Annotated in this window: 24 protein-coding genes; 10 read left to right on the top strand and 14 right to left on the bottom strand. The window is 68.9% G+C overall.

Features of this window, described 5'->3' with window-relative positions; all coding sequences use genetic code 11:
- The first annotated feature begins 20 nt into the window (after positions 1-20).
- Complete coding sequence (locus ACFORO_RS09440; RefSeq protein ID WP_377867782.1) at positions 21-1,574, top strand: PucR family transcriptional regulator; 1,554 nt, start codon at positions 21-23, stop codon at positions 1,572-1,574.
- On the opposite strand, the gene ACFORO_RS09445 is transcribed toward ACFORO_RS09440, so the two are convergent.
- The 4 genes from ACFORO_RS09445 to ACFORO_RS09460 all read right to left on the bottom strand — a co-directional run bounded on the left by ACFORO_RS09445 (position 1,548) and on the right by ACFORO_RS09460 (position 4,878).
- Positions 1,548-2,282, bottom strand: a complete 735-nt coding sequence (locus ACFORO_RS09445) for a GntR family transcriptional regulator (protein WP_377867781.1) — start codon at positions 2,280-2,282, stop codon at positions 1,548-1,550. The two genes, ACFORO_RS09440 and ACFORO_RS09445, sit on opposite strands and share 27 nt — an antisense overlap.
- Positions 2,283-2,323: 41 nt before the next feature.
- Positions 2,324-3,037 carry a tryptophan synthase subunit alpha gene (trpA, locus tag ACFORO_RS09450; protein ID WP_377867780.1) on the bottom strand — a complete coding sequence of 238 codons (714 nt, stop codon included), beginning with the start codon at positions 3,035-3,037 and terminating at the stop codon, positions 2,324-2,326.
- A complete protein-coding gene (gene trpB / locus ACFORO_RS09455; RefSeq protein ID WP_377867779.1) occupies positions 3,034-4,191 on the bottom strand; it encodes a tryptophan synthase subunit beta in 1,158 nt (385 codons plus the stop codon). The genes trpA and trpB overlap by 4 nt, the downstream gene beginning before the upstream one ends.
- A 69-nt stretch (positions 4,192-4,260) precedes the next feature.
- Positions 4,261-4,878: a maleylpyruvate isomerase family mycothiol-dependent enzyme gene (locus tag ACFORO_RS09460; RefSeq protein WP_377867778.1), complete on the bottom strand. Its 618-nt coding sequence runs from the start codon at positions 4,876-4,878 to the stop codon at positions 4,261-4,263.
- Positions 4,879-4,940: 62 nt separating this feature from the next.
- On the opposite strand from ACFORO_RS09460, the gene ACFORO_RS09465 reads away from it, so the two are divergent.
- Positions 4,941-5,903: a sigma-70 family RNA polymerase sigma factor gene (locus ACFORO_RS09465; protein ID WP_377867777.1), complete on the top strand. Its 963-nt coding sequence runs from the start codon at positions 4,941-4,943 to the stop codon at positions 5,901-5,903.
- Here ACFORO_RS09465 and ACFORO_RS09470 read toward each other — a convergent pair.
- Positions 5,893-6,471 carry a helix-turn-helix domain-containing protein gene (locus tag ACFORO_RS09470; protein WP_377867776.1) on the bottom strand — a complete coding sequence of 193 codons (579 nt, stop codon included), beginning with the start codon at positions 6,469-6,471 and terminating at the stop codon, positions 5,893-5,895. The two genes, ACFORO_RS09465 and ACFORO_RS09470, sit on opposite strands and share 11 nt — an antisense overlap.
- A gap of 88 nt (positions 6,472-6,559) precedes the next feature.
- Between ACFORO_RS09470 and ACFORO_RS09475 the strand changes: the two genes are divergently transcribed.
- The 4 genes from ACFORO_RS09475 to ACFORO_RS09490 all read left to right on the top strand — a co-directional run bounded on the left by ACFORO_RS09475 (position 6,560) and on the right by ACFORO_RS09490 (position 10,141).
- Positions 6,560-7,123, top strand: a complete 564-nt coding sequence (locus ACFORO_RS09475; RefSeq protein ID WP_377867775.1) for a class I SAM-dependent methyltransferase — start codon at positions 6,560-6,562, stop codon at positions 7,121-7,123.
- Between the two features lie 40 nt (positions 7,124-7,163).
- Positions 7,164-7,811 (top strand): class I SAM-dependent methyltransferase, encoded by a 648-nt coding sequence (locus tag ACFORO_RS09480; protein ID WP_377867774.1) that lies wholly within the window; start codon positions 7,164-7,166, stop codon positions 7,809-7,811.
- A gap of 159 nt (positions 7,812-7,970) precedes the next feature.
- The gene (locus tag ACFORO_RS09485) at positions 7,971-9,545 is read left to right on the top strand and encodes an ABC-F family ATP-binding cassette domain-containing protein (protein WP_377867773.1); all 1,575 of its coding nucleotides are present in this window, start codon (positions 7,971-7,973) and stop codon (positions 9,543-9,545) included.
- 350 nt (positions 9,546-9,895) lie between these two features.
- Positions 9,896-10,141: a hypothetical protein gene (locus ACFORO_RS09490; protein WP_377867772.1), complete on the top strand. Its 246-nt coding sequence runs from the start codon at positions 9,896-9,898 to the stop codon at positions 10,139-10,141.
- On the opposite strand, the gene ACFORO_RS09495 is transcribed toward ACFORO_RS09490, so the two are convergent.
- Positions 10,128-10,769: a TetR/AcrR family transcriptional regulator gene (locus ACFORO_RS09495; protein WP_344271219.1), complete on the bottom strand. Its 642-nt coding sequence runs from the start codon at positions 10,767-10,769 to the stop codon at positions 10,128-10,130. The genes ACFORO_RS09490 and ACFORO_RS09495 overlap by 14 nt on opposite strands.
- A gap of 80 nt (positions 10,770-10,849) precedes the next feature.
- Here ACFORO_RS09495 and ACFORO_RS09500 point away from each other — a divergent pair, with 80 nt between their 5' ends.
- The 3 genes from ACFORO_RS09500 to ACFORO_RS09510 are packed head-to-tail and all read left to right on the top strand — an operon-like array spanning position 10,850 to position 13,485.
- Complete coding sequence (locus tag ACFORO_RS09500) at positions 10,850-12,325, top strand: flavin-containing monooxygenase (RefSeq protein WP_377867771.1); 1,476 nt, start codon at positions 10,850-10,852, stop codon at positions 12,323-12,325.
- 60 nt (positions 12,326-12,385) lie between these two features.
- Positions 12,386-12,919, top strand: a complete 534-nt coding sequence (locus ACFORO_RS09505; RefSeq protein WP_377867770.1) for a hypothetical protein — start codon at positions 12,386-12,388, stop codon at positions 12,917-12,919.
- Positions 12,916-13,485: a hypothetical protein gene (locus ACFORO_RS09510; protein WP_377867769.1), complete on the top strand. Its 570-nt coding sequence runs from the start codon at positions 12,916-12,918 to the stop codon at positions 13,483-13,485. Before ACFORO_RS09505 ends, ACFORO_RS09510 begins: the two co-directional genes overlap by 4 nt.
- Here the strand turns inward: ACFORO_RS09510 and ACFORO_RS09515 are convergent.
- From ACFORO_RS09515 to ACFORO_RS09525, 3 genes are all read right to left on the bottom strand, one after another.
- Positions 13,482-14,216 carry an ABC transporter permease gene (locus ACFORO_RS09515; RefSeq protein ID WP_377867768.1) on the bottom strand — a complete coding sequence of 245 codons (735 nt, stop codon included), beginning with the start codon at positions 14,214-14,216 and terminating at the stop codon, positions 13,482-13,484. The genes ACFORO_RS09510 and ACFORO_RS09515 overlap by 4 nt on opposite strands.
- A complete protein-coding gene (locus ACFORO_RS09520; RefSeq protein WP_354750530.1) occupies positions 14,213-14,926 on the bottom strand; it encodes an ABC transporter ATP-binding protein in 714 nt (237 codons plus the stop codon). The genes ACFORO_RS09515 and ACFORO_RS09520 overlap by 4 nt, the downstream gene beginning before the upstream one ends.
- 445 nt (positions 14,927-15,371) lie before the next feature.
- A complete protein-coding gene (locus ACFORO_RS09525) occupies positions 15,372-15,947 on the bottom strand; it encodes a TetR/AcrR family transcriptional regulator (RefSeq protein ID WP_377872090.1) in 576 nt (191 codons plus the stop codon).
- A gap of 146 nt (positions 15,948-16,093) precedes the next feature.
- Between ACFORO_RS09525 and ACFORO_RS09530 the strand changes: the two genes are divergently transcribed.
- Positions 16,094-16,717, top strand: coding sequence for a response regulator transcription factor (locus ACFORO_RS09530; RefSeq protein ID WP_377872088.1), 624 nt, complete (start codon positions 16,094-16,096; stop codon positions 16,715-16,717).
- A gap of 5 nt (positions 16,718-16,722) precedes the next feature.
- Here ACFORO_RS09530 and ACFORO_RS09535 read toward each other — a convergent pair whose 3' ends face one another.
- The 5 genes from ACFORO_RS09535 to ACFORO_RS09555 all read right to left on the bottom strand — a co-directional run bounded on the left by ACFORO_RS09535 (position 16,723) and on the right by ACFORO_RS09555 (position 21,093).
- The gene (locus ACFORO_RS09535; protein ID WP_354743823.1) at positions 16,723-17,361 is read right to left on the bottom strand and encodes a helix-turn-helix transcriptional regulator; all 639 of its coding nucleotides are present in this window, start codon (positions 17,359-17,361) and stop codon (positions 16,723-16,725) included.
- Between the two features lie 276 nt (positions 17,362-17,637).
- Positions 17,638-18,849: an ABC transporter permease gene (locus tag ACFORO_RS09540; RefSeq protein ID WP_377872087.1), complete on the bottom strand. Its 1,212-nt coding sequence runs from the start codon at positions 18,847-18,849 to the stop codon at positions 17,638-17,640.
- Complete coding sequence (locus ACFORO_RS09545) at positions 18,846-19,544, bottom strand: ABC transporter ATP-binding protein (protein WP_377872085.1); 699 nt, start codon at positions 19,542-19,544, stop codon at positions 18,846-18,848. Before ACFORO_RS09545 ends, ACFORO_RS09540 begins: the two co-directional genes overlap by 4 nt.
- The gene (locus ACFORO_RS09550) at positions 19,541-20,590 is read right to left on the bottom strand and encodes a peptidoglycan-binding protein (RefSeq protein WP_377872084.1); all 1,050 of its coding nucleotides are present in this window, start codon (positions 20,588-20,590) and stop codon (positions 19,541-19,543) included. Before ACFORO_RS09550 ends, ACFORO_RS09545 begins: the two co-directional genes overlap by 4 nt.
- A complete protein-coding gene (locus tag ACFORO_RS09555) occupies positions 20,587-21,093 on the bottom strand; it encodes a hypothetical protein (protein ID WP_354743831.1) in 507 nt (168 codons plus the stop codon). Before ACFORO_RS09555 ends, ACFORO_RS09550 begins: the two co-directional genes overlap by 4 nt.
- Positions 21,094-21,173 lie beyond the last annotated feature (80 nt).

Genomic DNA, 21,173 nt, shown 5'->3' on the forward strand with positions numbered 1-21,173 from the left:
CGTCGGGTTATGCTGAGGTCGTGCACCTGACTCTGCGCGACGTCCTCGAGCTGCCCGTGATGGCCGCCGGGTCCCCGGTCGTGCGCTCGGCGGCGGACGCGGTCGACGTGCCGGTGCGCTCGGTGCACGTGAGCGAGCTGAGCGACGTCGCCGGGACGCTGACCAGCGACGTTCTGGTGCTCTCCATCGGACGGGCGTTCACCGAGCCGGGCTTCGACGCGGTTGCCTATGTGCGGTCGCTGCGGGACGCCGGTGCGATCGGGCTGGTCGTGGAGCCGGGGCAGCATCTGAAGGCGGTGCCGAACGCTCTGGTGCAGGCTGCTCGCGCCGCGCGGTTTCCGCTGGTGGAGCTGCGCAGCACGGTGCGCTTCATCGAGGTGACCGAGATCGTGCACGCGCGGATCGTCAACGCGCATTACGAGCGGTTGCGGCTCGCCGAGCGTGCGCACGAGGCGTTCAGCACGGTCGGGTCGGCTTCGCAGGCACCGGACGCGGTCCTCGCGCACGCGGCGGACTTGATCGGGTTGCCGGTTGTGCTGGAGGACCGGACGCATCGGGCGCTCGCGTTCGCTGGCGTCGGTTCGGCGGAGTCTTTGCTGCGCGATTGGCCGGCACGGTCCCGGCGAGTGCCGTTTTCGGCGGCGACTGAGGTCGGCGGTCCGGAGAGTTGGATGTGCACGCCGGTCGGGCCGCCGCGCGAACGCTGGGGTCGGCTGGTCGTGCCCGCGCGGTCGGCGGAGCAGCCGGCGGCGTGGATGGTGCTCGAACGCGCGGCTGAGGCGTTGACCGTCGGGAAGTTGCTGGAACGCTCGCCGCTGTCGGTGGAAATCGAGGCACAGGGCGATTTGCTGCGAGACCTGTTGCACGGCGCGGACGAGGGTTCGGTCCGCGCGCGGGCCCGGGCGTTGGGTCTGGCGTCGGCGGCGTACTACGCGGTGCTGGTGTGCCGCCCGGCTCGGACCGGGCAGGAGCGAGCGTTGCTGGACGCGGTGCTGACCAGCGACGGGATCGGCGGCGTGCTGGCCGAGGGACGGGTGGCAGCGGTGTTCCCGTGTTCCTCGGCGGCCGCGGAGAAAGCCCTGCTGGAACGGGTGGTCGCCGGTGTTCCGGCCGGACTGGCGGCGGCTTTCGGAGCGGCTGGGCCGGTGCGCCGGCTCGGTGAGCTACCGGCCGCGCTGCAGGAGGCGGTGCATGTCGCGGACGTCGAATCGCCTGGCGCGCCTGGGCTTCGGCGGGCTGGCGACTTGGGGGTGCGCGGGTTGTTGTGGTGGTTGCGGGAGCATCCGCGGTTGCATGAGTTCACCGAGGCGCAGTTGCGGCCGTTGTTGACGTTGCCTGAGCCGCGTGCCGGCCGGTCGTTCGCGACGTTGCGGGCTTTTGTCGAGTCGGGTTATTCGATGACTGAGTTCGCGAAGGTGCTGAATTTGAGTCGTCCGGCGGCGTATTCGCGGTTGGCGACGATCGAGCGGTTGCTGGGGGTGGATCTGTCCGATTCGGACACTCGGCTTTCCTTGCACCTGGCCGTTTTGGCGCATGGACACCGCGATTCAGCTTCCGGCTCCCCAGCGCAGTGAGAGCCGGTCGGCGGCGCGCTCGGTGCTGATGTGCATCATGCTGCCGAGAATGGTCGCGCGGTCGACGACGACGATCGTGCCGTCCGGGGTGCTGGTGGTGCGCTCGCTGACCAGAACCGGGGTGTCGACCGGTTCGTCGAGGAGGCGGGCGAGCTTGTCGTCGAGGGCGTCCGGGCGGATGGTTTCGGCGGCCCGGTCGACCACGACGTCCAGTTCGGACAGTGCACTGTAGAGCGAAACCGTGGTGAAATCCGTGTCCCGCAAGTGTTCTCCGTGCGGAGGAGCGATCCAGGACACCTGATGGATCGCCCGGCGACCGCCGAATTCGCGTACGCGCTCCAGCCGCAGGCTAGAATCGGTGGACCGAGCCTGCAGCCGAGCCGCGACGCGAGCGGGCAGCCGCCGGACCGACTGGCTGACGACTTCGGTGCGCACGACGTAACCCTGATCGCGCAGGTCCTCGGTGAAGCTGCGCAGGGAGCCCAGCTGGTACGAGGCCGGTGTCGGCGCCACGAAGGTGCCGCGGCCGGGTTGTTGCACGATCAGGGCTTCGTCGCTGAGTTCGCGCAGCGCCTGCCGGAGCGTCATGAGCGTGACGCCGTAGGACGCGCTCAGCTCCCGCTGCGGCGGCAGAGCCTCGCCGGGCGCGTACTCCCCGGCGCGGATCTTCGCGGCGAGATCCGCGGCGATCGCTCGGTATCGGGCCATGCGCGTCCGTTCTGGTCCAGTTCTGGCTTGACCAGCGGATTCTAGTCCAGCGCGGCTCGCAGGGTCGCGACGTACTCGCCGACCTGGGCCGGACCAGCGCCGTCGAGCACCCGCCGCATGATCGCCGCGCCCACGATCACGCCGTCCGCCACCCGCGCGGCCTCGGCGGCGTGCGCGGGTCGGGAGATGCCGAAGCCGACGAGAACCGGCAGGTCGGTGGCGTTCTTCAGCCGGGTGGCGAGGTCGATCGCGGAGGCGGGCAGGTGGTCGCGTTCGCCGGTGGTGCTCATGGACGAGACGGCGTAGACGAAACCTCGGCTCCGTGCGGCGATCTCGTGTGCGCGGTCGGTCGGTGTCGCGGGGGAGACCAGCAGTGCCAGGTCGATTCCCTCCTCGATCGCGGGCACTTCTTCCAAGGGGAGATCCGGAACGATCAGGCCCTCGACTCCGGCGTCTTTCAGGCCAGTGCAGAAACCCTTTCGGACGGCCAAGTTGGCGTAGGTGCTCACGATGATCGGAACGTCCACTGTGGTCTCGGAAAGTGCATTGAGGACACTTTGCGGAGTCGTTCCGTTGGCTAGCGCGACGTTCGACGCCTCTTGAATGGTCATGCCGTCCAACGTCGGGTCGGAGAAGGGGATGCCGACTTCGATTGCGTCCGCACCGGCCGCGACCAGCGCCGGGAGATAGTCGGTCCACTGTGGAGTAACTCCGCCGGTGATATACGGCATCAGGATTTTGCGGTCGGTTTTCATGCGCGGGACTCCTCGGAGCGGGCGATGAGCGTGGCGATGTCCTTGTCGCCGCGGCCGGACAGGGTGAGCAGCACCGTCGAGCCCGCCGGAAGATCCGGCGTACCAGCGGCTTCGGCCACCCAGGCAAGCGCGTGCGCGGATTCGAGTGCCGGGATGATCCCCTCGGTGCGAGCCAATTGCGCGGCCGCGGCGACCGCTGCTTCGTCATTGACCGCGACGTACTGAGCCCGGCCAAGATCGCGCAGGTGCGCGTGTTCCGGTCCGACACCGGGGTAATCCAGCCCGGCCGCGATCGAGTGGGCTTCGAGGATCTGCCCGTGCTCGTCCTGCAGGAACAGCGATCGCGAACCGTGCAGCACTCCGGCCTGGCCGAACGTCGCGCCCGACCCGCCGATCGCTTCCACCCCGACCAGCCGCGCGCTGGTGTCGGCGAATCCCGCGAAGGTGCCAGCCGCGTTGGACCCGCCGCCGACGCACGCGACGACGAAATCCGGGATCGCCGCGTACTGCTCGCGGGCTTCCTCGCCGATGACGCGCTGGAATTCCCGCACCATCCACGGATACGGATGCGGCCCGACGACCGAGCCGAGGCAGTAGTGCGCCTCCTCGGTCGAGCTGACCCAGTGCCGCATCGCCTCGCTGGTCGCGTCCTTGAGCGTGCGGCTGCCGCCGCGGACCGGGACGACCTCCGCACCGAGGTAGCGCATGCGGAACACGTTGTGGGACTGGCGTTCGACGTCCTGCTCACCCATGAACACCGTGACCGGCAGGTCGAGCAGCGCGCCCGCGGTGGCCGTCGCGACGCCGTGCATCCCGGCCCCGGTCTCGGCGATCAGCCGCCGCTTGCCCATCCGCCGCGCGAGCAGCGCCTGGCCGATCGCGTTGTTGATCTTGTGCGATCCGGTGTGCGTGAGGTCTTCCCGCTTCAACACGACGCTCACGCCGAGTTCGGCGGACAACCGCTCGGCGGGCGTCAGCGGCGTGGGCCGGCCGACGTGCCGGGCGAGCATCGTCTGGAGCTGCTCGCGGAAGCCGGGGTCGACCCAGGCTTTCTCGAACGCGTCGGCGACTTCGAGGCAGGCGGGCACCAGGGATTCCGGCACCCAGCGCCCGCCGTACTCCCCGAAGCGTCCTTTCTGGGTGGGGGTGCGCATGGGCTTCTCCTTAGAGTTCTATAACTGTCTCCACTGTTATAGAACTCTTGGCGGCGAAGTGCAAGGCCCTCAGCGCTGCCGCAGGACCTCTGCGCCGTCGCCGTCCAGGTCGTCGAGGAACCGGGAGCGGCCGGTCATCGCCATGATCAGCGCGAGCGTCGGGCCGGTCACGAGGGGTCCCGAGCCGCCGGAAAAGTCACTGTCGGTCGCTGCGAGGCGGAGGCCTTGGACGCGTCCTTTGGCGAGTACGACGAGGTCGGAACCGAGGTAGTAGCGGGCCACCGTGGTGAGGACGTCGCTTGGATGTTCACGGCGAATCCCGAGCGGGCGGCGAATGTCCTCGCCGTGCACGACGATCTCGCCGAGCATCGCGACGACCGGCAACGGCGGTTTGGTCGTGCTGGCGCCGACCCGGCGGAAGCGGGCCAAAGTGTCGGCCGGGCGGTCGCCGAGGTGCTCGGCCAATCGCATCGCGACCTGCCGGTCGAAGTCGAACCGGCAGCGGAGCACGCCCGCCATCCAGCGCAACGGCGTGAGCGATGCCCCCGCGGTGAGGTGGGCCAGCACCTCGCGGACGGAGAGCCCGTCGCACAGCGAAGCGGTGCTCCATCGGTCGTCGGACAGTTCGGCGAGGTCGTCGGCCAGCGCGGCGCGTTCGGCGTGGATCTGCGGCCAGGTGGCGGTCATTCCGGTTCTCCTCGGTCGTGGTTGCCAGGTGAGACCGGCTGGATGCGGCAGAATCGTCGGTCGTGGGGGAATTTTCTTCCGAAACGGCGTTCACCCGTGCGGTGGCCCCGTTGCGTGCCGAACTGCGTGCGCACTGTTACCGAATGCTCGGGTCGATCCACGATGCCGACGACGCCGTCCAAGAGGCGTTGCTGCGAGCGTGGCGGGGGCTGTCCGGGTTCGAGGGCCGCAGCGCGCTGCGCACCTGGCTGTACACGGTCGCAACGCGCACCTGCCTGGACCTCATCGAGCAGCGCGGCCGCCGCGCGCTGCCGGTCGACCTGGGCCCACCGAGCGAGCAGGTCGTGCTCGAGGCCCCGCGCGCCGACGTGGCCTGGCTGGGCCCGTGCCCCGATTTCCCCGCGGCCAGCTACGAACAACGCGAGGCGGTCGAACTGGCCTTCGTCGCCGCGTGCCGCCACCTGCCGGGCAATCAGCGGGCGGCGCTGCTGCTGTTCGACGTCCTCGGATTCTCCGCCGCCGAGATCGCCGCGATAATGGAAACGTCGGTGACCTCGGTGAACTCCGCCCTGGCCCGCGCCCGCCGGACTATCTCGGCGCACGTCCCCGCCTCGACCCAGCAACAAACGCTGCGCACCCTCGGTGACGCTCGCCTCCAGGAACTGGTGACCGGCTTCGCAACCGCTCTCACCAGCGGCGATGTCGACGGCCTGGTGCGCCTGTTGACCGAGGACGTCACCTGGTCGATGCCGCCGCTGCCGCACTGGTATCGCGGCCGCACCGCTGTGGTGGATTTCGCCTATCAGGTCCCGATGACGCGATGCCCGAGCTGGCGGTTCCGGCTGACCAGCGCGAACGCCCAGCCCGCCGTGGCCTTCTACCTCGGCGGTTCGGCGACTGCCGCCCACGAGGCGTGGTCGATCACCGTCCTGACCCTGCGCGGCGACCGGATCCGCGACCTCACGTCGTTCCTCTGCGCGGAGCATTTCCCGGCCTTCGGACTGCCTGCGTCGGTCACGCCTTAGGCGCTGCCCGCACGTGCGCGCGCTGCCCCTGTCGGCCGATCAGGCACAAGTACTCGACCGGTTCCGCCGAAGCCGCGCCGAACCAGTGCGGTACCCGGGTGTCGAATTCCGCTGCCTCGCCCGGCGAAAGGGTCATGTCGTGCTCGCCGAGCACCAGCCTTAATTGTCCATTGAGGACATAAGTCCATTCGTAGCCCTCGTGCGTTTTGGGGTCCGGTTCCTGCGGTTTCCCTTGCCCGGGAAGGATGAATTTGTACGCCTGGATCCCGCCCGGACGGCGCGTCAGCGGCAGGATCGTCACGCCGTCGGCGCAGCTGATCGGGCGGAGGTGGATGCGCGGATCGCCGGTTTGCGGGGCGTCGACCAGTTCGTCGAGGGTCACGCCGTGTGCGCGGGCCAGCGGCAGCAACTGCTCCAGGGTGGGTCGCCGGTTGCCGGACTCCAGGCGCGACAGCGTGCTGGCCGCGATGCCGGTCTGAGCGGCGAGTTCGGCCAGCGTGACCTCCCGTTTCCGGCGCAGTTCGCGCAGCCGGGGGCCGACTGCGTCCAGGGCACGGTCGTCGTCCATCCGCCGAGTTTGACAGATTGGCAAGATTTCTTGCCAGTTGTACTGGAGGGTTTGCAAGGTGGAAGGGGAATCAGGAAAGGAACTCCTTGTGCCGCACGCATTCGATCAGTCCTATTGGGATGAACACTGGGCCGGTGCCGCCGGGCACGCGCAGCTCGAACCGCATCCGCGGCTGGTCGAGGAGGCGGGGAAGCTCCCGCCCGGACGCGCGTTGGACGCTGGCTGCGGGGAGGGCACCGAAGCGGTCTGGCTCGCCGAGAACGGGTGGCAGGTGACGGCGGTCGACCTGTCGGCGGAAGTGCTGCGGCACGCGCGCGAACGGTCGAGTGCGGTCGACTGGGTGTGTGCTGACCTGCTGAAATGGTCCCCGGAAGGACAGTTCGACCTGGTCGCCACGCATTACGTGCACGCTGCTGGTCCGCTGTTCGAGCGGCTCGCGGAGTGGGTCGCGCCGGGCGGGACGCTGCTGGTGATCGGGCATCACCACGGGGAGATGCATCCGCCGGAGTCGACGATCACCGTCCACGACGTTGGGCTAGATCCTGCCCAGTGGGCGATCACGGTCGCGGAGAACCGGACCAGGAAGGTTCCGGGCGGCGAATTGCACGACACGATTCTCTGCGCACGCAAGGTTTCTTCGCCCAACGCGTAATCAGTGGCGGCCACGAGCGGTTCGGTAGTGCACTGGAGTGGTGGCGGCCTATGACGAGATCGCGGACTGGTACGAGGAGGAATTCCTTCGCGCCCAGCCGGTGAACCCTGGTGCCGAGGCGTTGCGGGGTCTTCTCGGCCACGGCAGCGGCGTGTGCCTGGAGCTTGGCTGCGGCACTGGCGTGCACGCTGACCTGGTGCGGGAGCTGGGCTGGACGCCGGTCGGCGTTGACCTGTCCAGCGGGATGCTGCGGCATGCTCGCGCCCGGCTGCCGACCGCGCAGGCTGACGCCGCGCGGTTGCCGGTTCGAGACAGGAGCGTCGCCGCGGTGGTCGCGGTCCTGGTGCACACCGACATGCCCGCGTATTTCGCCGTGCTGCGCGAGGTGGCCAGGGTGCTGCGGCCGGGCGGGGTGTTCGTGCACGTCGGCGTCCATCCGTGCTTCTGCGGAGGGTTCGCCGACCGCGGCGATCCGGCCGCGGTGGTCGTCCGCCCTGGTTACCTCGACGGGCACTGGACCAAGGAATCGTGGACTGACCAGGGGATTCGCGACAAAGTCGGTGCGACGCACTGGCCGCTGCCCGAACTGTTGAACGGGTTCCTCGACGCCGGTCTGACTCTCGACCGGTTCGCCGAGACCGGCGCTCCGTTGCCGATCGTGCTGGCCGCCCGAGCACACGCGCGGTGAAATTCGGATGCGCGCCGCGGGGAAGGTCTTTATCCTGGCGATCGTGATACAGCACCAGTTCTACCTCTGAGGGATTACCGCCTCCACCGGTCCGCGCGCGTTCGCGGCACCGGCCCTCGTCCTTGCTGTTCATCACGTTTCTTCGGAGGCATTCCCCTCATGACATCTCCGCTTTCGCCTGCGCTCGTGCGTACGGCGCACGTCCGGCTGTCCGACGTCCACGTAACCTTCGGCGGCCGTCCGGTGCTCGCCGGGGTCGATCTGGTCGCGGCGGCCGGTGACCGGGTCGCCGTTGTCGGCGAGAACGGGCGTGGCAAGACCACCCTGTTGCGCGTGCTGGCCGGGACGCAGCCGGTCGATCATGGCGACGTCCGCCGTGCGGGCACGATCGGTGTTGCCGACCAGCAGATTCCGTTGGGAGAAAAGGAAACTGTCGGCGATCTGATCGACCTCGAATTGGCTGCGGTACGGAATGCGTTGGCCCGTTTGGAAGCCGCGACGACCGCGCTCGCCGAAGGGCAGCCCGGCGCGGACAACGCTTTTGCCGAAGCGCTCTCGGACGCCGAAGCCCTCGACGCTTGGGACGCGGACCGGCGGGTCGAGGTTTCGCTGGCCGCACTGAACGCGGTCGACGATCGGAGCCGTCCACTCGGGACACTCTCGGTCGGGCAACGGCATCGAGTCCGACTGGCATGTCTGCTCGGCGCGGGACATTCCGTGCTGCTGCTGGACGAACCGACCAACCACCTCGACGCATCCGGTCTTGCCCACCTCACCGAGCAACTGCGCGCGTACCCAGGCGTGGTCGTGCTGGTGAGCCACGACCGTGCGTTGCTCGCCGATGTTGCGACGTCGGTGCTGGACCTCGACCCGTCGAGCGACGGCCGTCCGCGCGGTTACGGCGGCGGTTATTCGGCGTACGTGGAAGCCCGGCAGGCCGAACGGGCCCGATGGGAGGCACTGCACGCCGAACAACTAGCGGAACGGCAGCGCCTTGCGGACGACCTTTCCGCCGCGCAGAACCGATTGCGTGACAACTGGCGTCCGGAAAAGGGCCACGGCAAGCACACCCGCGCGACCCGGGCGCCCGGCTTGGTCCGCGCTGTCCATCGTCGGCAGGAGGACCTGAACGCGCACGTGGTGGCTGTCCCGCCGCCACCGGCGCGGTTCGTCATGCCGGAATTGCCGCAGCACCAAGGAACCGTCGCGCTGCGGGCCGCCGGGGTGACAGTCGCTGGGCGGCTGGACAGCCCGGTCGACCTGACGCTCGGCGGCGCGGACCGGCTCGTCGTCACCGGCCGGAACGGGGCTGGGAAGTCGACGTTGCTGGCGGTGCTGGCGCGGGCGCTGGAACCGACGTCGGGCACGGTCACGCACGCGAGGTCGGTGCGGATCGGCTGGCTGGGCCAGGAATCCGACCTTCCCGCGCGCCGCACCGCCGCCGAACTGCTCGAGCAACGGTCCCCGGCCGACCTCGGCTTGCTCAGCGGGTACGACCGGAACCGCCCGATCGCCGAGCTGTCGACCGGAGCCCGGCGGCGGCTGGACCTGGCGTTGGTGCTGGCCGCGCGTCCGCAGGTTCTGCTGCTGGACGAGCCGACGAACCACCTGTCCGCGACGCTGGTCGACGAGCTGACCGCCGCCCTGCAGTCGACTCCGGCCGCGGTGGTGGTGGCCACGCACGACCGGCAGTTGTTGCGCGACACGACTTCCTGGCCGCGGTTGGCGCTCTGAACCGGGAGGCTGGGCCGATCGCTCCCGGACAACCGCGTCCCCTGGCCAGCACCGCGTGGCGAGACGGGCTGCGGCTCGGTTCCCGCGAAAGTCCGTGAGGGGAACCCTGAGGGACTCTGATTCCCTCAGAGGGTGTTTCGAAACCCGGTGGTGTGGTCGGGCGTTGGCTGTGATACCCGCGCGGCATGGCGTTCACCGGGCGACTGCGTGCAAGCTGCCGCGTAACACACGGATTCAGCGACTGAGCACGCGGGTTTCGAAACACCCTCTCAGGGTTCCCCTCACGGACCTCGGCATCGCGTGGCAACAACCGCGGGGCAGGCTCGGCAGCATGCTTCCGCAGACCGACCGTGCCGACTTCGCGAACCCGCAGCTCCGTGCGCAAGCCGTTGTTCGGCCCGGACCGGATCGCGCAGTTCCTCATCGGAATCTCCACGATGGAGGAGGTGACGACCATCAACGGCGGCGCGGGCGCGGTTTTCCTGCAGGACGACAAGGCGACGACCACCGTCACGGTGCGAGCGAACAACCAGGGCGTGTCGACGCTGTGTTTCGTGCGCAACCCCGACAAGCTGACCGGCGTCACTCTCGCCTAGCCGCGATCCCGTCGTACATCATCCGCCGCACGGCTTCGCTGATTCGGCGTTGTTCGTCGGGGTCCGGGTTGCGCAGCGAGGCGATCGCTGATGCCAGGATCATCCCGTTGATCGCCCGTGCGCTGTTGTCGACGTCGAGATCGGCGCGCAGGTAGCCGAGTTCCACGCCGTGCGACAGATACGCCGCGGTCAGCTCGGTGGCCAGCTCGAAGAAGTCCAGTACCCGGGCCGCCATCGCTTTGTCGATACCGGCGGCCTCGAACAGCAGCAGCCGCGGGACGCGCGGGTCCTCGCCGAAGATCTGCGCGAGCGCGTCGCCGATCCGGGCGGTCTGCTCGCGGTAGGCGTCCAAAGTGGACACCGCGTCCGGCGCGTTCTCCGCGGTCAGCGCGGTGACGATGCGGGCGACCAGATCGTCGATGACGTGGTCGACGATGTCGCGCTTGTTCTGGAAGTAGCGGTAGAAGGTGCCGTGCCCGATGCCGAGCTTCGTGGCGATGTCGGAGATGCCCGTGGCGTGGTAGCCGAGGTCGGCGAAGCAGTCGAAGGCAGCGTCGATGATCTCGCGGCGCAGTTCCTGCTTCTTGCGCTCGGCTCGGGTGGTGCGGGCGCTCTCCTGGGCTGTCACACACTGCAGTGTATTGCCAAGTCCAGCGAAGTGACATACCGTTCCGTTACTGACAAGTAATTCCGGACGAGAGGTCGGACATGGACGCGCAGTACGACGCAGTCATCGTCGGCGCGGGCTTCGGCGGCATGGGGGCGGCCGTCCAGCTCCGCCGCCTCGGCTACCGCGACCTGCTGATTCTCGACCGCGAGGACGACCTCGGCGGGACCTGGCACGTCAACCGGTACCCGGGGCTGGCCGTCGACATCCCGTCGTCCACCTACTCGTACTCGTTCGAGCCCAATCCGTACTGGTCGCGGCTGTTCGCGCCGGGCGCGGAGCTGAAGAAGTACGCCGAGCACGTCGCGGACAAGTACGGCCTGCGCGGTTCGATGCGGTTCGGCACGGTGGTGACCGGCGCGACCTGGGACGGCTCCAGCTGGCGGGTCAGCATCGAGGGCGGCGAGACGGTCACCGCGAAGTACCTGCTCACCGCCACCGGCTTCCTGTCGCAGCCGAAGATGCCGGACATCGAGGGCATCGAGAAGTTCGCGGGCAAGGTCATCCACACCACCAAGTGGGATGACAGCTACGACCTCGCCGGCAAGCGCGCCGCGGTGATCGGCACCGGCGCGACGGCCGTCCAGCTCATCCCGGAGATCGCCAAGGTCGCCGCGGACCTGACCGTCTACCAGCGCACGCCGATCTGGGTCAGCCCGAAGCCGGACTACGCCGTGCCGAAGCCGCTGCAGCAGGCATTCGCGAAGCTGCCGCTGGTGCAGCGCGCGGTGCGGCTGGCGGGCAGTTCGGTGCTGGAGCTGATGATGATCTCCGGCGTCGTGCAGTACCGGCAGTTCCGCGGCGCCAACCGGATCGCCGAACGCTGGTGCCGAGCGCACCTGTACCGCCAGGTCCGCGACCCGGAACTGCGCCGCAAGCTCACCCCGGACTACTCCTTCGGCTGCAAGCGGCCGACGTTCTCCAACGACTACTTCCCGGCCTTCACCCGCCCGCACGTGCACCTGGAGACCACCAGCATCGAGCGGATCGACGAGACCGGGATCGTCACGGCGGACGGCAAACGCACCGAGATCGACACGCTCGTGCTGGCCACCGGCTTCAACCTGTGGGACGTGAACTTCCCGGCGATCGAGATCATCGGGAAGGACGGCAAGGACCTCGGGAAATGGTGGCGGGACAACCGGTTCCAGGCGTACGAGGGCGTGACCGTGCCCGGGTTCCCGAACCTGGTTTCGCTCAACAGCCCGTATTCCTACAGCGGCCTGTCGTACTTCACGACCATCGAATGCCAGATGAAGCACATCGACCGGCTGTTCAAGGGGATGCGTGCTCGCGGCTCCGACGTGTTCGAGGTGACCCAGCGGGCGAATGACGAGTTCCTTGACCGGATGAAGCACAAGGTCGGGCATTCGGTGTTCGCGCTCGGCCAGTGCGCGACGGCCAACAGCTACTACTTCAACCAGCACGGCGAGGCGACGCTGCTGCGGCCGACGTCGACGATCAGTGCGCACCGGGAGGCGGCGCGGTTCCCGTTGGAGGATTACAGCTTCGCGTGAGCCCGGGTGATGCTCGCCGGTCAAGGGAACCTTCGAGCCTCGATCGGCGTCGAGGTTGGCGTGAAGACTGAGCAAGACGTCCTGGCCCGCCTCCGCACGCAGGCCGAACCAGTTCTCGGCAAGGGCGCGGCGGCGCGGATTCGTGCGTTCGAGAACGGCGACCTGTACGTCGAGGCGCGGACCGCGTCCACGATCTGGGCCTGGCTGGTCGACTTCCTCCTGGTCACCGGCCTGTCCGCCGCCGCTGCGGTGGCGTACTACTTCAAGTCGTACAGCGTCGACGCCGCGGTCGGCGCGAGCGTGATCGGGGTGGCCGGGCTCTTCGTGCTGCCGCTGCTGTACGGCTGGTTCTACGGCAACGGCCGCGGCCTCGGCGCGCTGTTCAACGGGATCCGCCTTGTCCGGCTCAGTGACGGCGGCCGGATCGGACTCGGCAAAGCGGGCTGGGCCATGCTGATCCGCACGCTCGGCTTCGTGATCATCGCGCTCGGTGTGCTCAACGGCGACGTCACCGTGACGAACGGGGTCCGCACGAGCATCGACGTCCGCGAGACCGACCGGCTCCGCGCCGCCGGTTTCGTTCGGAAGCCGTGAGCGGGTACCAGGTCCGCGCGGTCGCGGACACTCCCGAACAACGGCTGCGCGACTACACCGTCCGGCTGCAGGCGATCGTCACCACGCGGCGGGTCTACCGGGTGATGACGGCCAGCCTTGCCGGGCTCTTCGGCGTCAGCGGGCTGCTGGTCGGAGTGCTGGCCCATTCTGCGGCCGGAGGTTTCAGCCTGGCGAGCGGCGGCGTCTTCTTCGCGGTGCTGTGGCTCGCCGGAGTCTTGATCTGGCGCGGCAGGCCCGCGACCGAACGTGCGGTGAACCCTGGTTCGCATCCGCCCGCCGGTCGTACCCCGGGGAACCTGCGCGGGGCTTTCTCTGCCGCGGCGGGAATGGGACTCCTCGCCGCTGTCGTATGTGGACTGTCCTTTATGTCCAGTAACCCGCCGGACGCGGTGCTGAAGCTGGCGATCATCGGGCTCGGCACCTTCGCGGTCTTCGCCGTTTTGTTTGTCCCGCCCGGATACGTCTACACCCAGTCCGACCAGTACTTCGCGAAATGGCTCAACCGCAACCGCGCGGCTTACGAGGCAGCGGCTCGGCGGCTCTAAGGCGTACGACGGCGCAGCGTCGCCGCCCCAAGACCCAGCGCCAGCACCGCGCATCCCAGCACGATAAGAATGTTACGGGTCAACGGCATCGTCCACTCCGCGCTGCGCGTCACCTGAGTGAGCGCTTCGACGGCGTAGGACAGCGGCATCACGTCCGACAGCCAGTGCAGCACCCAGCCCATCTCGTCACGCGGCTGGAAAAGCCCGCACAGCAACGTTTGCGGCAGCACGAACAGCGGCATGAACTGCACGGCCTGGAACTCGCTCGTCGCGAACGCGCTCACGAAGAGGCCCAGTGCCATGCCGAGCAACGCGTCGAGCACGGTGATCAGCAGCAGCGACCACACCGAACCGGAGACCGCCAGCCCGAGCCACCACAGGCTGACCGCCGTCGCGACCGCCACCTGCAGCACCGCGACCAGTCCGAACGCCAGCGCGTACCCCGCGAGCAGGTCGAATTTCCCCAGCGGCATCGTCATCAGCCGTTCCAGGGTGCCCGCGGTGCGCTCGCGCAGGGTGGTGATCGAAGCGATCAGGAACATGATCACGAACGGGAACACGCCGAGCAGCGCGGGCGCGATCCGGCTGAACACCTCGGCCGAGTTGAACACGAAGCGCAGCAACAACATCAGCAGCGTCGGCACGAGCACGAGCATCACGACGGTACGCGGATCGTGCCGCAGTTGCGCGAGAATCCGGCGGGTGGTGGCGAGAGTGATCGAGACAGTCATCGCTGAGCCTTCACCAGGTGCAGGAACGCGCGCTCGAGGTCTTGTTCGCCGGTGGCCGCGCGCAGGGCGTCCGGCGAATCGTCGGCGAGCAGCACGCCGTCGCGCATCAGCAGCAACCGGGTGCAGCGCGCGGCTTCGTCCATGACGTGGCTGGATACGAGAAGCGTGGTGCCTTCCGCAGCGAGCCGATGGAAAAGGTTCCACAAATGCTCGCGCAGCAACGGATCCAGTCCGACGGTCGGCTCGTCGAGCACGAGCAGTTCGGGTTTGCCGAGCAGCGCGACGGCGAGGCTGGCCCGGCTGCGCTGACCGCCGGAGAGCCGGCCGACCAGCGCGTCGGCGTGCGAACCGAGGCCGACCTGTTCGATCGCGTCGGCTACTGACCGCGATGGCGCGCCCAGCACGGAGGCGAAGTAACGCAGGGATTCGGTGACGGTGAGGTCCGCGTAGACGGCGGGTGCCTGCGTGGCGTACCCGATCCGCTTGCGCAGCCGACGACTTCCGGCGGGTTCGCCGAGCACCGTGACCGTGCCGCCGTGAGTCACCTGTACGCCGACGACGGCACGCATCAGCGTGGTCTTCCCGCAGCCGCTCGGCCCGAGCAACCCGGTGACCGAACCGGCCTCGACGCGGAAGCTCACGTCGCGCAGCACATCCCGGCCACCCCGGACGACCCGCAGACCGTCGATGGCCACCGCGGAATTAATCATGCGGTTAATTCTGCGCGCGCGGAATTTCCCTGTCAAGCACGGGTGCACGGCGGGAAGCGCCCCCATGAGGCTTTCTCGGCGGTGGGCGCTGGGGAGGTCCGTGAAGGGCTCCTTGAGGGAATCAGATTCCCTCAAGGAGCCCTTCACGGACGGTTGCGGGAGCTGCGCGGCATGGCGAGGGTCGGCCGGTGCTTCGCATCGCTGCGGCTGCCAGCGGGCCCACGCCGCACACCGCCGCGCAGCCCTGCTGAGAAACCTCGTTAGCGCGGGGTTCTCGCGCCGCTCGGCTGGCCGGGTGCGTGATGCGGAGGTCCGTGAGGGGAACCCTGAGGGACTCTGATTCCCGCAGGGTTCCCCTCACGGACTTTCGCGGGAGTGGAGCCGATGTGGCGTGGGGGCGGGCGGAAGCGGGTCGTGGCGGCGGTGTTCCGGAGGGGGAACGAGGTCAAGGCCGGTCGACGTACTGCTGCACTGCGGGCGCGATCAACGCGAGAACGTCCTCGTGGCTGGCCCGGGCGAGCGGATCGACCTGGATGACGTAACGGACCATCGCGAGCCCGACCAGTTGCGCGGCAATACCGGTGACCCGCAGCGGCGGGATGTCGAGGGCATCGGCGATTTTGTCGAGCAGCGCACCCTGGATGAAGCCGCGCAGCATGTCCGCGGCCTGTTCGGTGGTGGAGACCGACCGCAGCACGCCGAAGAACGCGTCGCGCGAGGCCGGGGTTTCCCAGAGGGTCAGGAACAGCCGCACGAGGCGTTCGCCGACCTCGGAGCGCGGGCCGTCGAGGATCGCGGCGACCACGACGCCGGGGTCGGCCGGGAGGTGCAGCGCGGTCGCGAAAACCTGGTCCTTGCTGCCGAAGAAATGGTGCACGAGCGCGGGGTTCACGCCCGCCTCGGCGGCGATCGCGCGGATCGTCGCGCCCTCGTACCCGTTCCGGCCGAACAGGTCCCGCGCGGCGGCCAGAATGGCCTCTCGCGTTTCGGTCTGCCCGGGGCGGCGTCCCGTCCGTGCCATCGGCGTCCTTTCGTCCTCCCCAGTATCGCGGGACCATGGGCGGTACAGCTGGCTGTACCTGATCTTTACCCCGCGCGGGATCGCCGGTCGTCTCGCCGGGGCCCTAAATTCGGCAATCCGGGAGGACCGGCGGCAGGGGGAGTGGGATGAACGGGGCGGCGGTGCACGAGGAAACGGTCCGGGTGCTGATTCAAGCTTCGGATCCGCTTACCGACACGGGGATCCGGAGCTGGCTGCAGGCGAGACCCGAGTTTTCCGTGGTCGCCGACGAGGTGGACGTGATCATCGTCGCGGCCGAGTTGCTGTCGGTGGAGGCGACGTCCGCGTTGCGCGGGCTGAAGGCCACTGTGGACGCTCCGGTGGTTCTCCTCGTCGACGAGGAGACCGCGGGCGCGGCGGTGCTGACGGCGGTGGAGTGCAACGTGGTCGCCCTGCTGAACCGCGAGCGCACGTCGAGCGAGCAGTTGGCCGCCGCGGTGCTGACCGCTTCTCGCGGCGGCGGAATCCTGCCCCCGGCGGCGCTGGGGACGCTGCTCAGCCACTACCGCCGTCCGATGGATCCGCGTCCGACGCACAGTTCCGGTCTGACACAGCGGGAAATCGACGTGCTGCGGCTGCTGGCCGACGGCCTCGACACCGCCGAAACCGCGGAGAAAATCAACTTCTCCGAGCGCGCGGTGAAGAAGGTGATCCATGACCTGTCGCAGCGGCTGGATCTGCGCAACCGGACGCACGCGGTCGCCTACGCACTCCGCAACGGCGCGATCTGAGACGTTCAGATGATGCCGGTTCGCAGCGCGTACGCGACCGCGTGCGAACGGTTCCGCAGATCGAACCGCACCAGCAGGGTGCTGATGATGTTCTTGATCGTCCGCTCCGAGTACGACATCCGGTCGGCGATTTCGACCGTGCCGAAGCCGTCGGCGAGCAGGCCGAGGATCTCCACCTCGCGGCTCTGCAGCCGGTGCCGGTCGAGGAAACCTCGCGGATACCGGGCCTCGCCCTCGCTGGCGCGGAACTCGTTCGTCAGCCTGGTCGCGCGGACTTCCTCCGGTTCCGCCGCCGGCACCCGGGCAGCCAGCGCGTCGAGGATCTTCTCGCGCGTCGCGGAACCGCGGTACAGCACCGCGGACAGGCCGAAGCCGCCGAGCCTGCTCAGCTCGGCCTTGTCGATCCGGTCCGCGACCAGCACCGCGCGCACGTCCGGCGCGAGCGCCGCCCGGCGGATCCGCGCCAGGTCGAGCAGGGTTTTCTCGCGGACCTCCGGCACGATCACGAGCAGGACGTCCGCGCGCGGGACCTCGCCGGCGGCCATCACGGCGTAGCGGGGCGCGGCGCGCAGGTAGGCGGCGGCACCCTCGCCGCTGATCGGGTCGTTGGCGATGATCGCCACTCGTTCGGGCAATGCGCTCATGTCAGCTCACAGACCAGTCGTTCCCGGCGACAGCGCCGTGTCCTTCGCGTCCGCCTCGGCCGAGGATCCGCGATTCGGCGCGCGGGTTCGATCCCCCGCACTGCCGAGCCGCGGTAGTGCCTGCGGTACCGCGGCAGGCCGGAGTTGATTAGGAACTCAATTGAACGTTAGTACTTGTAACCGTAGTTGCACCATAGCACTAGACGGGAGTCCAGTGTTTATATTTGCCCGCACGACCGGGTGGCGTTCACGCGGCCGTGCGGGCCGCCCGAGAACTCAAGCGAGGGCCTGGGCCGGAGGAAGCCGCGCGGCCCGCATCGCCGGATACGCCCCGGCGATCGCGCCGACCGCGGCCGAGACCGCCACCCCTCCGACGAGGGCGACCGGCGGCAGCACCGCGGGCCAGCCCTGGCTGAGCGCGTAGCCCGCCGTCGCGCCGACCCCGAGCACCACCCCGACGAGCCCGCCCAATCCGGACAGCAGCACCGATTCGGCGAGGAACTGCCCGCGGATCTGGCCTCTGGTCGCGCCGAGCGCGCGGCGCAGCCCGATCTCGCGCCGGCGTTCCAGCACCGAGATCACCATCGTGTTCGCCACGCCGACGCCGCCGACCAGCAGCGCCACCCCGCCGAGGCCGAGGAACAGCGCGCCGTAGGTGTTCTTCGTCAACTGCTGCGCGGCGAGCGCGTCGGAGGGCCGGTCGACCGCCACCTCGTTCGGCGCGGCCGGGTTGATCGTCGCGGCGAGCACCGAGCGCACCGCGTTGACCTGGGATTCCCTTGCGCGCAGGTACACCGTGCTGGGGTGGCCGTCGAAGCCGAAGACCTGCGTGGCGACGTCCCAGCCGATCAGCACCGAACGTTCGACCTCCGGCGCGAGCGGCATCGGGGCGAGAATCCCGACGACGCTGAACCACGCCGAGCCGATCAGGATCTGCGGCGGCCGGGCGGGGTCGAGGTGGTCGATCCCCAGCCGCGACGCCGCTTCCGAGCCGAGCACGACGGCCGGGAACCGCTGGTTCGCCGGGCTGAGGAACGTCCCCGTCCGGACCTTCCCGCCGAGCACCGGCAGCAGATCCGGGCGCGCGGCGAACACTGAGACGCCCGCCGAATCGTCCTTGCCGACGCGGTCGTTGCGGTACACCTTGGCGTTGACCTTGCCGACCTCCACCGCTCCCTCGACCGGCGCGATCCGCCGCACCATCGGTACCGCTGAGTCCGGGAGCTTCGCCGAGCCGCCCATGAGCGTCTGACCGGCTTCGGCGCGGAGCAGGTTAGTGCCCATCGCGGCGAGTTTGTTTTGCAACGCTTGGTCTGCCGACGCCGGGATGGCGAGTACCGCGACCATCGCCGCGACGCCGATGGCGATGCCGAGCGCGGACAGCATCGCGCGCAGCGGGCGGGTGCGCATGCCATGCGCGCCAAGGGAAAGCAGGTCGGCGGGACCGAGCCGGTTCGGGCTGGGCGGTGCTGGCGCTGGCGCGATCATTGCGCTGCTCCCGCGAGATCGGCGGCACCGGTGTCGAGGCGCAGTTCTCCGTCGAGGATTTCGATCCGGCGGGGCATTCCGGCCGCGATCTCCCGGTCGTGCGTGATGAGCACGATCGTGGTGCCCGCGGCGTTGAGCTCCGCGAGCAAGGACAGCACAGCCGCGCCGTTGCCGGTGTCGAGGTTCCCGGTGGGTTCGTCGGCGAGCAGGATCGGCGGCGTGTTCACGACCGCCCGCGCGATCGCGACCCGCTGGCGTTCGCCGCCGGACAGTTCGCCCGGCAGGTGCCCGGCGCGATGGCCGAGCCCGACCCGGTCGAGCGCCTCCAATGCTCGCGCGCGCCGTTGCCGCTTCGGGACTCCGCTGTACAGCAGGCCGCTGCACACGTTGCCCACCGCGGTTTCGCCGTCGTCGAGGAAGAACTGCTGGAAGACGAATCCGATCCACCGCGAACGCAGCGCGGCGAGTTTGCGGTCGGACAGCTGCGCGACGTCGTGCCCGCGGATTTCGATCCGGCCTTCGGTCGGCCGGTCGAGCGTGCCCATCAGTTGCAGCAGCGTGGATTTGCCCGAGCCGGACGGCCCGACGATCGCGACCATCTCGCCGTCCGAAAAGGACAGTGAGACATTCCGCAGCGCGGGCACGTTCCCGCTGTAGGTGCGCGACACCCGATACGCGGCCAGCACGGGGATCATGACGTGGTCACCACCTGTTGACCCGCGTGCAGACCGGTGGCCTTGACCTCGACCTGGCCGCCAGAGAACAGCCCGGTCTCGACGCCGACCAGCCGTCGCTTGCCCTGCTCGTCGACCTCGACCGCGTAGCCGCCCTCGGCGAGCGCGACCAGTGCGCCGACCGGGACCACCAGCACGTCCCGGTGGACCTGCTTGGTGAACCGCACGGAGACCGGAACGTCGATGACGTCGCCGGTGGCGGCCGGGTCGTCCATCCGGATCTGGACGGTGACCTTGGCTTTGCCGTTCTCTTTGTCCTCCGCGGCGGTGTTGCCGACGTCGGTGATGGTGCCGCTCAGCGTGCGGCCGTTGAGCGAGACCGACACCTTCGCGTCCTTGACCGCGACGCTCTGCTTGGTCGCGTCCAGTTCGGCTTCCACGACGCGTGCCGTGCCGGTGTACTTGAAGATCTCGCCCGCGCCCGGCCCGCCGAGTTGCCCGGTCACCGCCGACACCCGGATCTCGCCGGGGGCCAGCAGGACGTCGGCGGGATCGAAGGATCCGGTCTGTTCCAGGCCGAGAGATTTCTGCCAGCGTTTGAGCGCTGCTGCGGTCGCCGAGGTGAACTTCTCGTCGGGAGCGCCGAAACCGCTGTACCCCAACGCTTTCAGGTTCTCTTCAAGTTCCTTGACGTCCGGTCCTTTGTCCACGCCGTCGTTCAGCACGCGATAGAATGGCAGGTTTCCGTAAAACAGCGGCACCGGCTTGGCGTCCACTGTGTACGCCGACTTGCCGCGGCCGAGTACGTCGCCGCGCGAGGGCAGCCACGTTATTGTTCCGGCCTTTTTGCCACTCAGCGTGGATTCCTTGCCGTAGCCGAGCTTTCCGGTCGCGTTCTCCTCTTCCTTCAAGTCTGATTTGGCGACTTCGGCGGTGGCCACCGGTTTCGCCGCCGCGGGCGGTTCGCCGCCGGAGGCGACATGCGTCAGCACTACCGCCGAGGTCGTGCCGACCACGACGACAGTCGCTCCCGCGGCGATGATCCAGCGTGCTCGTTTCCCGGTCACTTTCCGGCCATTCCCATTCCGCACGCCTTGAGCGCTTCCTCGAATTTGGTCCCGTCGTCCTTCATCGGCAGCGCCCGCGCGCCGCCTTCCGCGTCCGGGTCCGGCATGTCGACGCCGTGCTCGCGCATGCATTTGGCGTCCTTGCGCGCCTTGTCCATCTCCTCCGGGGTCAGCTTCTTCGGCACGCCGCCGCCCGGCAGCAGCTTCTTGCAGGCGTCGAGCGCCGCCGTGGTTTTGGGGTCGTTGGAGAAGTTGATGGTCGGGGCTTCGTTCTCGCCCGGGTCCGGCGTGTCGACGCCGTGTTCGCGCATGCATTTCGCGTAGTTGCGCATCGCGTCCCGATCAGCCGCGGGATCGGCTTTCCCGGCGGCGGCCCCCGGGTCCGAACTCGCCTTCGGGCTGGAGATCGACGGCACCTGCGGCGCGGTGTCCCCGGACGAACACCCGGTGAGCAGCGCCAGCGCCAGTCCGGCCCCGACGGCCGCCAGACGTGCTTTCCGCATCGGATTCTCCTTCGCTCGAGCGGGTGGTTCCCGCCGGTGGCCCAGTAGTACCGACGCGGCGATACAGGCCCGTTAAGCGA

It is taken from the genome of Amycolatopsis halotolerans, from assembly GCF_042647905.1.
GTDB classification, from domain to species: domain Bacteria; phylum Actinomycetota; class Actinomycetes; order Mycobacteriales; family Pseudonocardiaceae; genus Amycolatopsis; species Amycolatopsis halotolerans.

Coding starts and splice junctions, on each gene's coding strand:
- ACFORO_RS09530 (WP_377872088.1), top strand. CDS start 16,094: ATGAACGGGGCGGCGGTGCACGAGGAAACGGTCCGGGTGCTGATTCAA.
- ACFORO_RS09485 (WP_377867773.1), top strand. CDS start 7,971: ATGACATCTCCGCTTTCGCCTGCGCTCGTGCGTACGGCGCACGTCCGG.
- ACFORO_RS09515 (WP_377867768.1), bottom strand. CDS start 14,216: ATGACTGTCTCGATCACTCTCGCCACCACCCGCCGGATTCTCGCGCAA.
- ACFORO_RS09540 (WP_377872087.1), bottom strand. CDS start 18,849: ATGATCGCGCCAGCGCCAGCACCGCCCAGCCCGAACCGGCTCGGTCCC.
- ACFORO_RS09525 (WP_377872090.1), bottom strand. CDS start 15,947: ATGGCACGGACGGGACGCCGCCCCGGGCAGACCGAAACGCGAGAGGCC.
- trpB (WP_377867779.1), bottom strand. CDS start 4,191: ATGCGCACCCCCACCCAGAAAGGACGCTTCGGGGAGTACGGCGGGCGC.
- ACFORO_RS09545 (WP_377872085.1), bottom strand. CDS start 19,544: ATGATCCCCGTGCTGGCCGCGTATCGGGTGTCGCGCACCTACAGCGGG.
- ACFORO_RS09460 (WP_377867778.1), bottom strand. CDS start 4,878: ATGACCGCCACCTGGCCGCAGATCCACGCCGAACGCGCCGCGCTGGCC.
- ACFORO_RS09535 (WP_354743823.1), bottom strand. CDS start 17,361: ATGAGCGCATTGCCCGAACGAGTGGCGATCATCGCCAACGACCCGATC.
- trpA (WP_377867780.1), bottom strand. CDS start 3,037: ATGAAAACCGACCGCAAAATCCTGATGCCGTATATCACCGGCGGAGTT.
- ACFORO_RS09555 (WP_354743831.1), bottom strand. CDS start 21,093: ATGCGGAAAGCACGTCTGGCGGCCGTCGGGGCCGGACTGGCGCTGGCG.
- ACFORO_RS09445 (WP_377867781.1), bottom strand. CDS start 2,282: ATGGCCCGATACCGAGCGATCGCCGCGGATCTCGCCGCGAAGATCCGC.
- ACFORO_RS09500 (WP_377867771.1), top strand. CDS start 10,850: ATGGACGCGCAGTACGACGCAGTCATCGTCGGCGCGGGCTTCGGCGGC.
- ACFORO_RS09470 (WP_377867776.1), bottom strand. CDS start 6,471: ATGGACGACGACCGTGCCCTGGACGCAGTCGGCCCCCGGCTGCGCGAA.
- ACFORO_RS09520 (WP_354750530.1), bottom strand. CDS start 14,926: ATGATTAATTCCGCGGTGGCCATCGACGGTCTGCGGGTCGTCCGGGGT.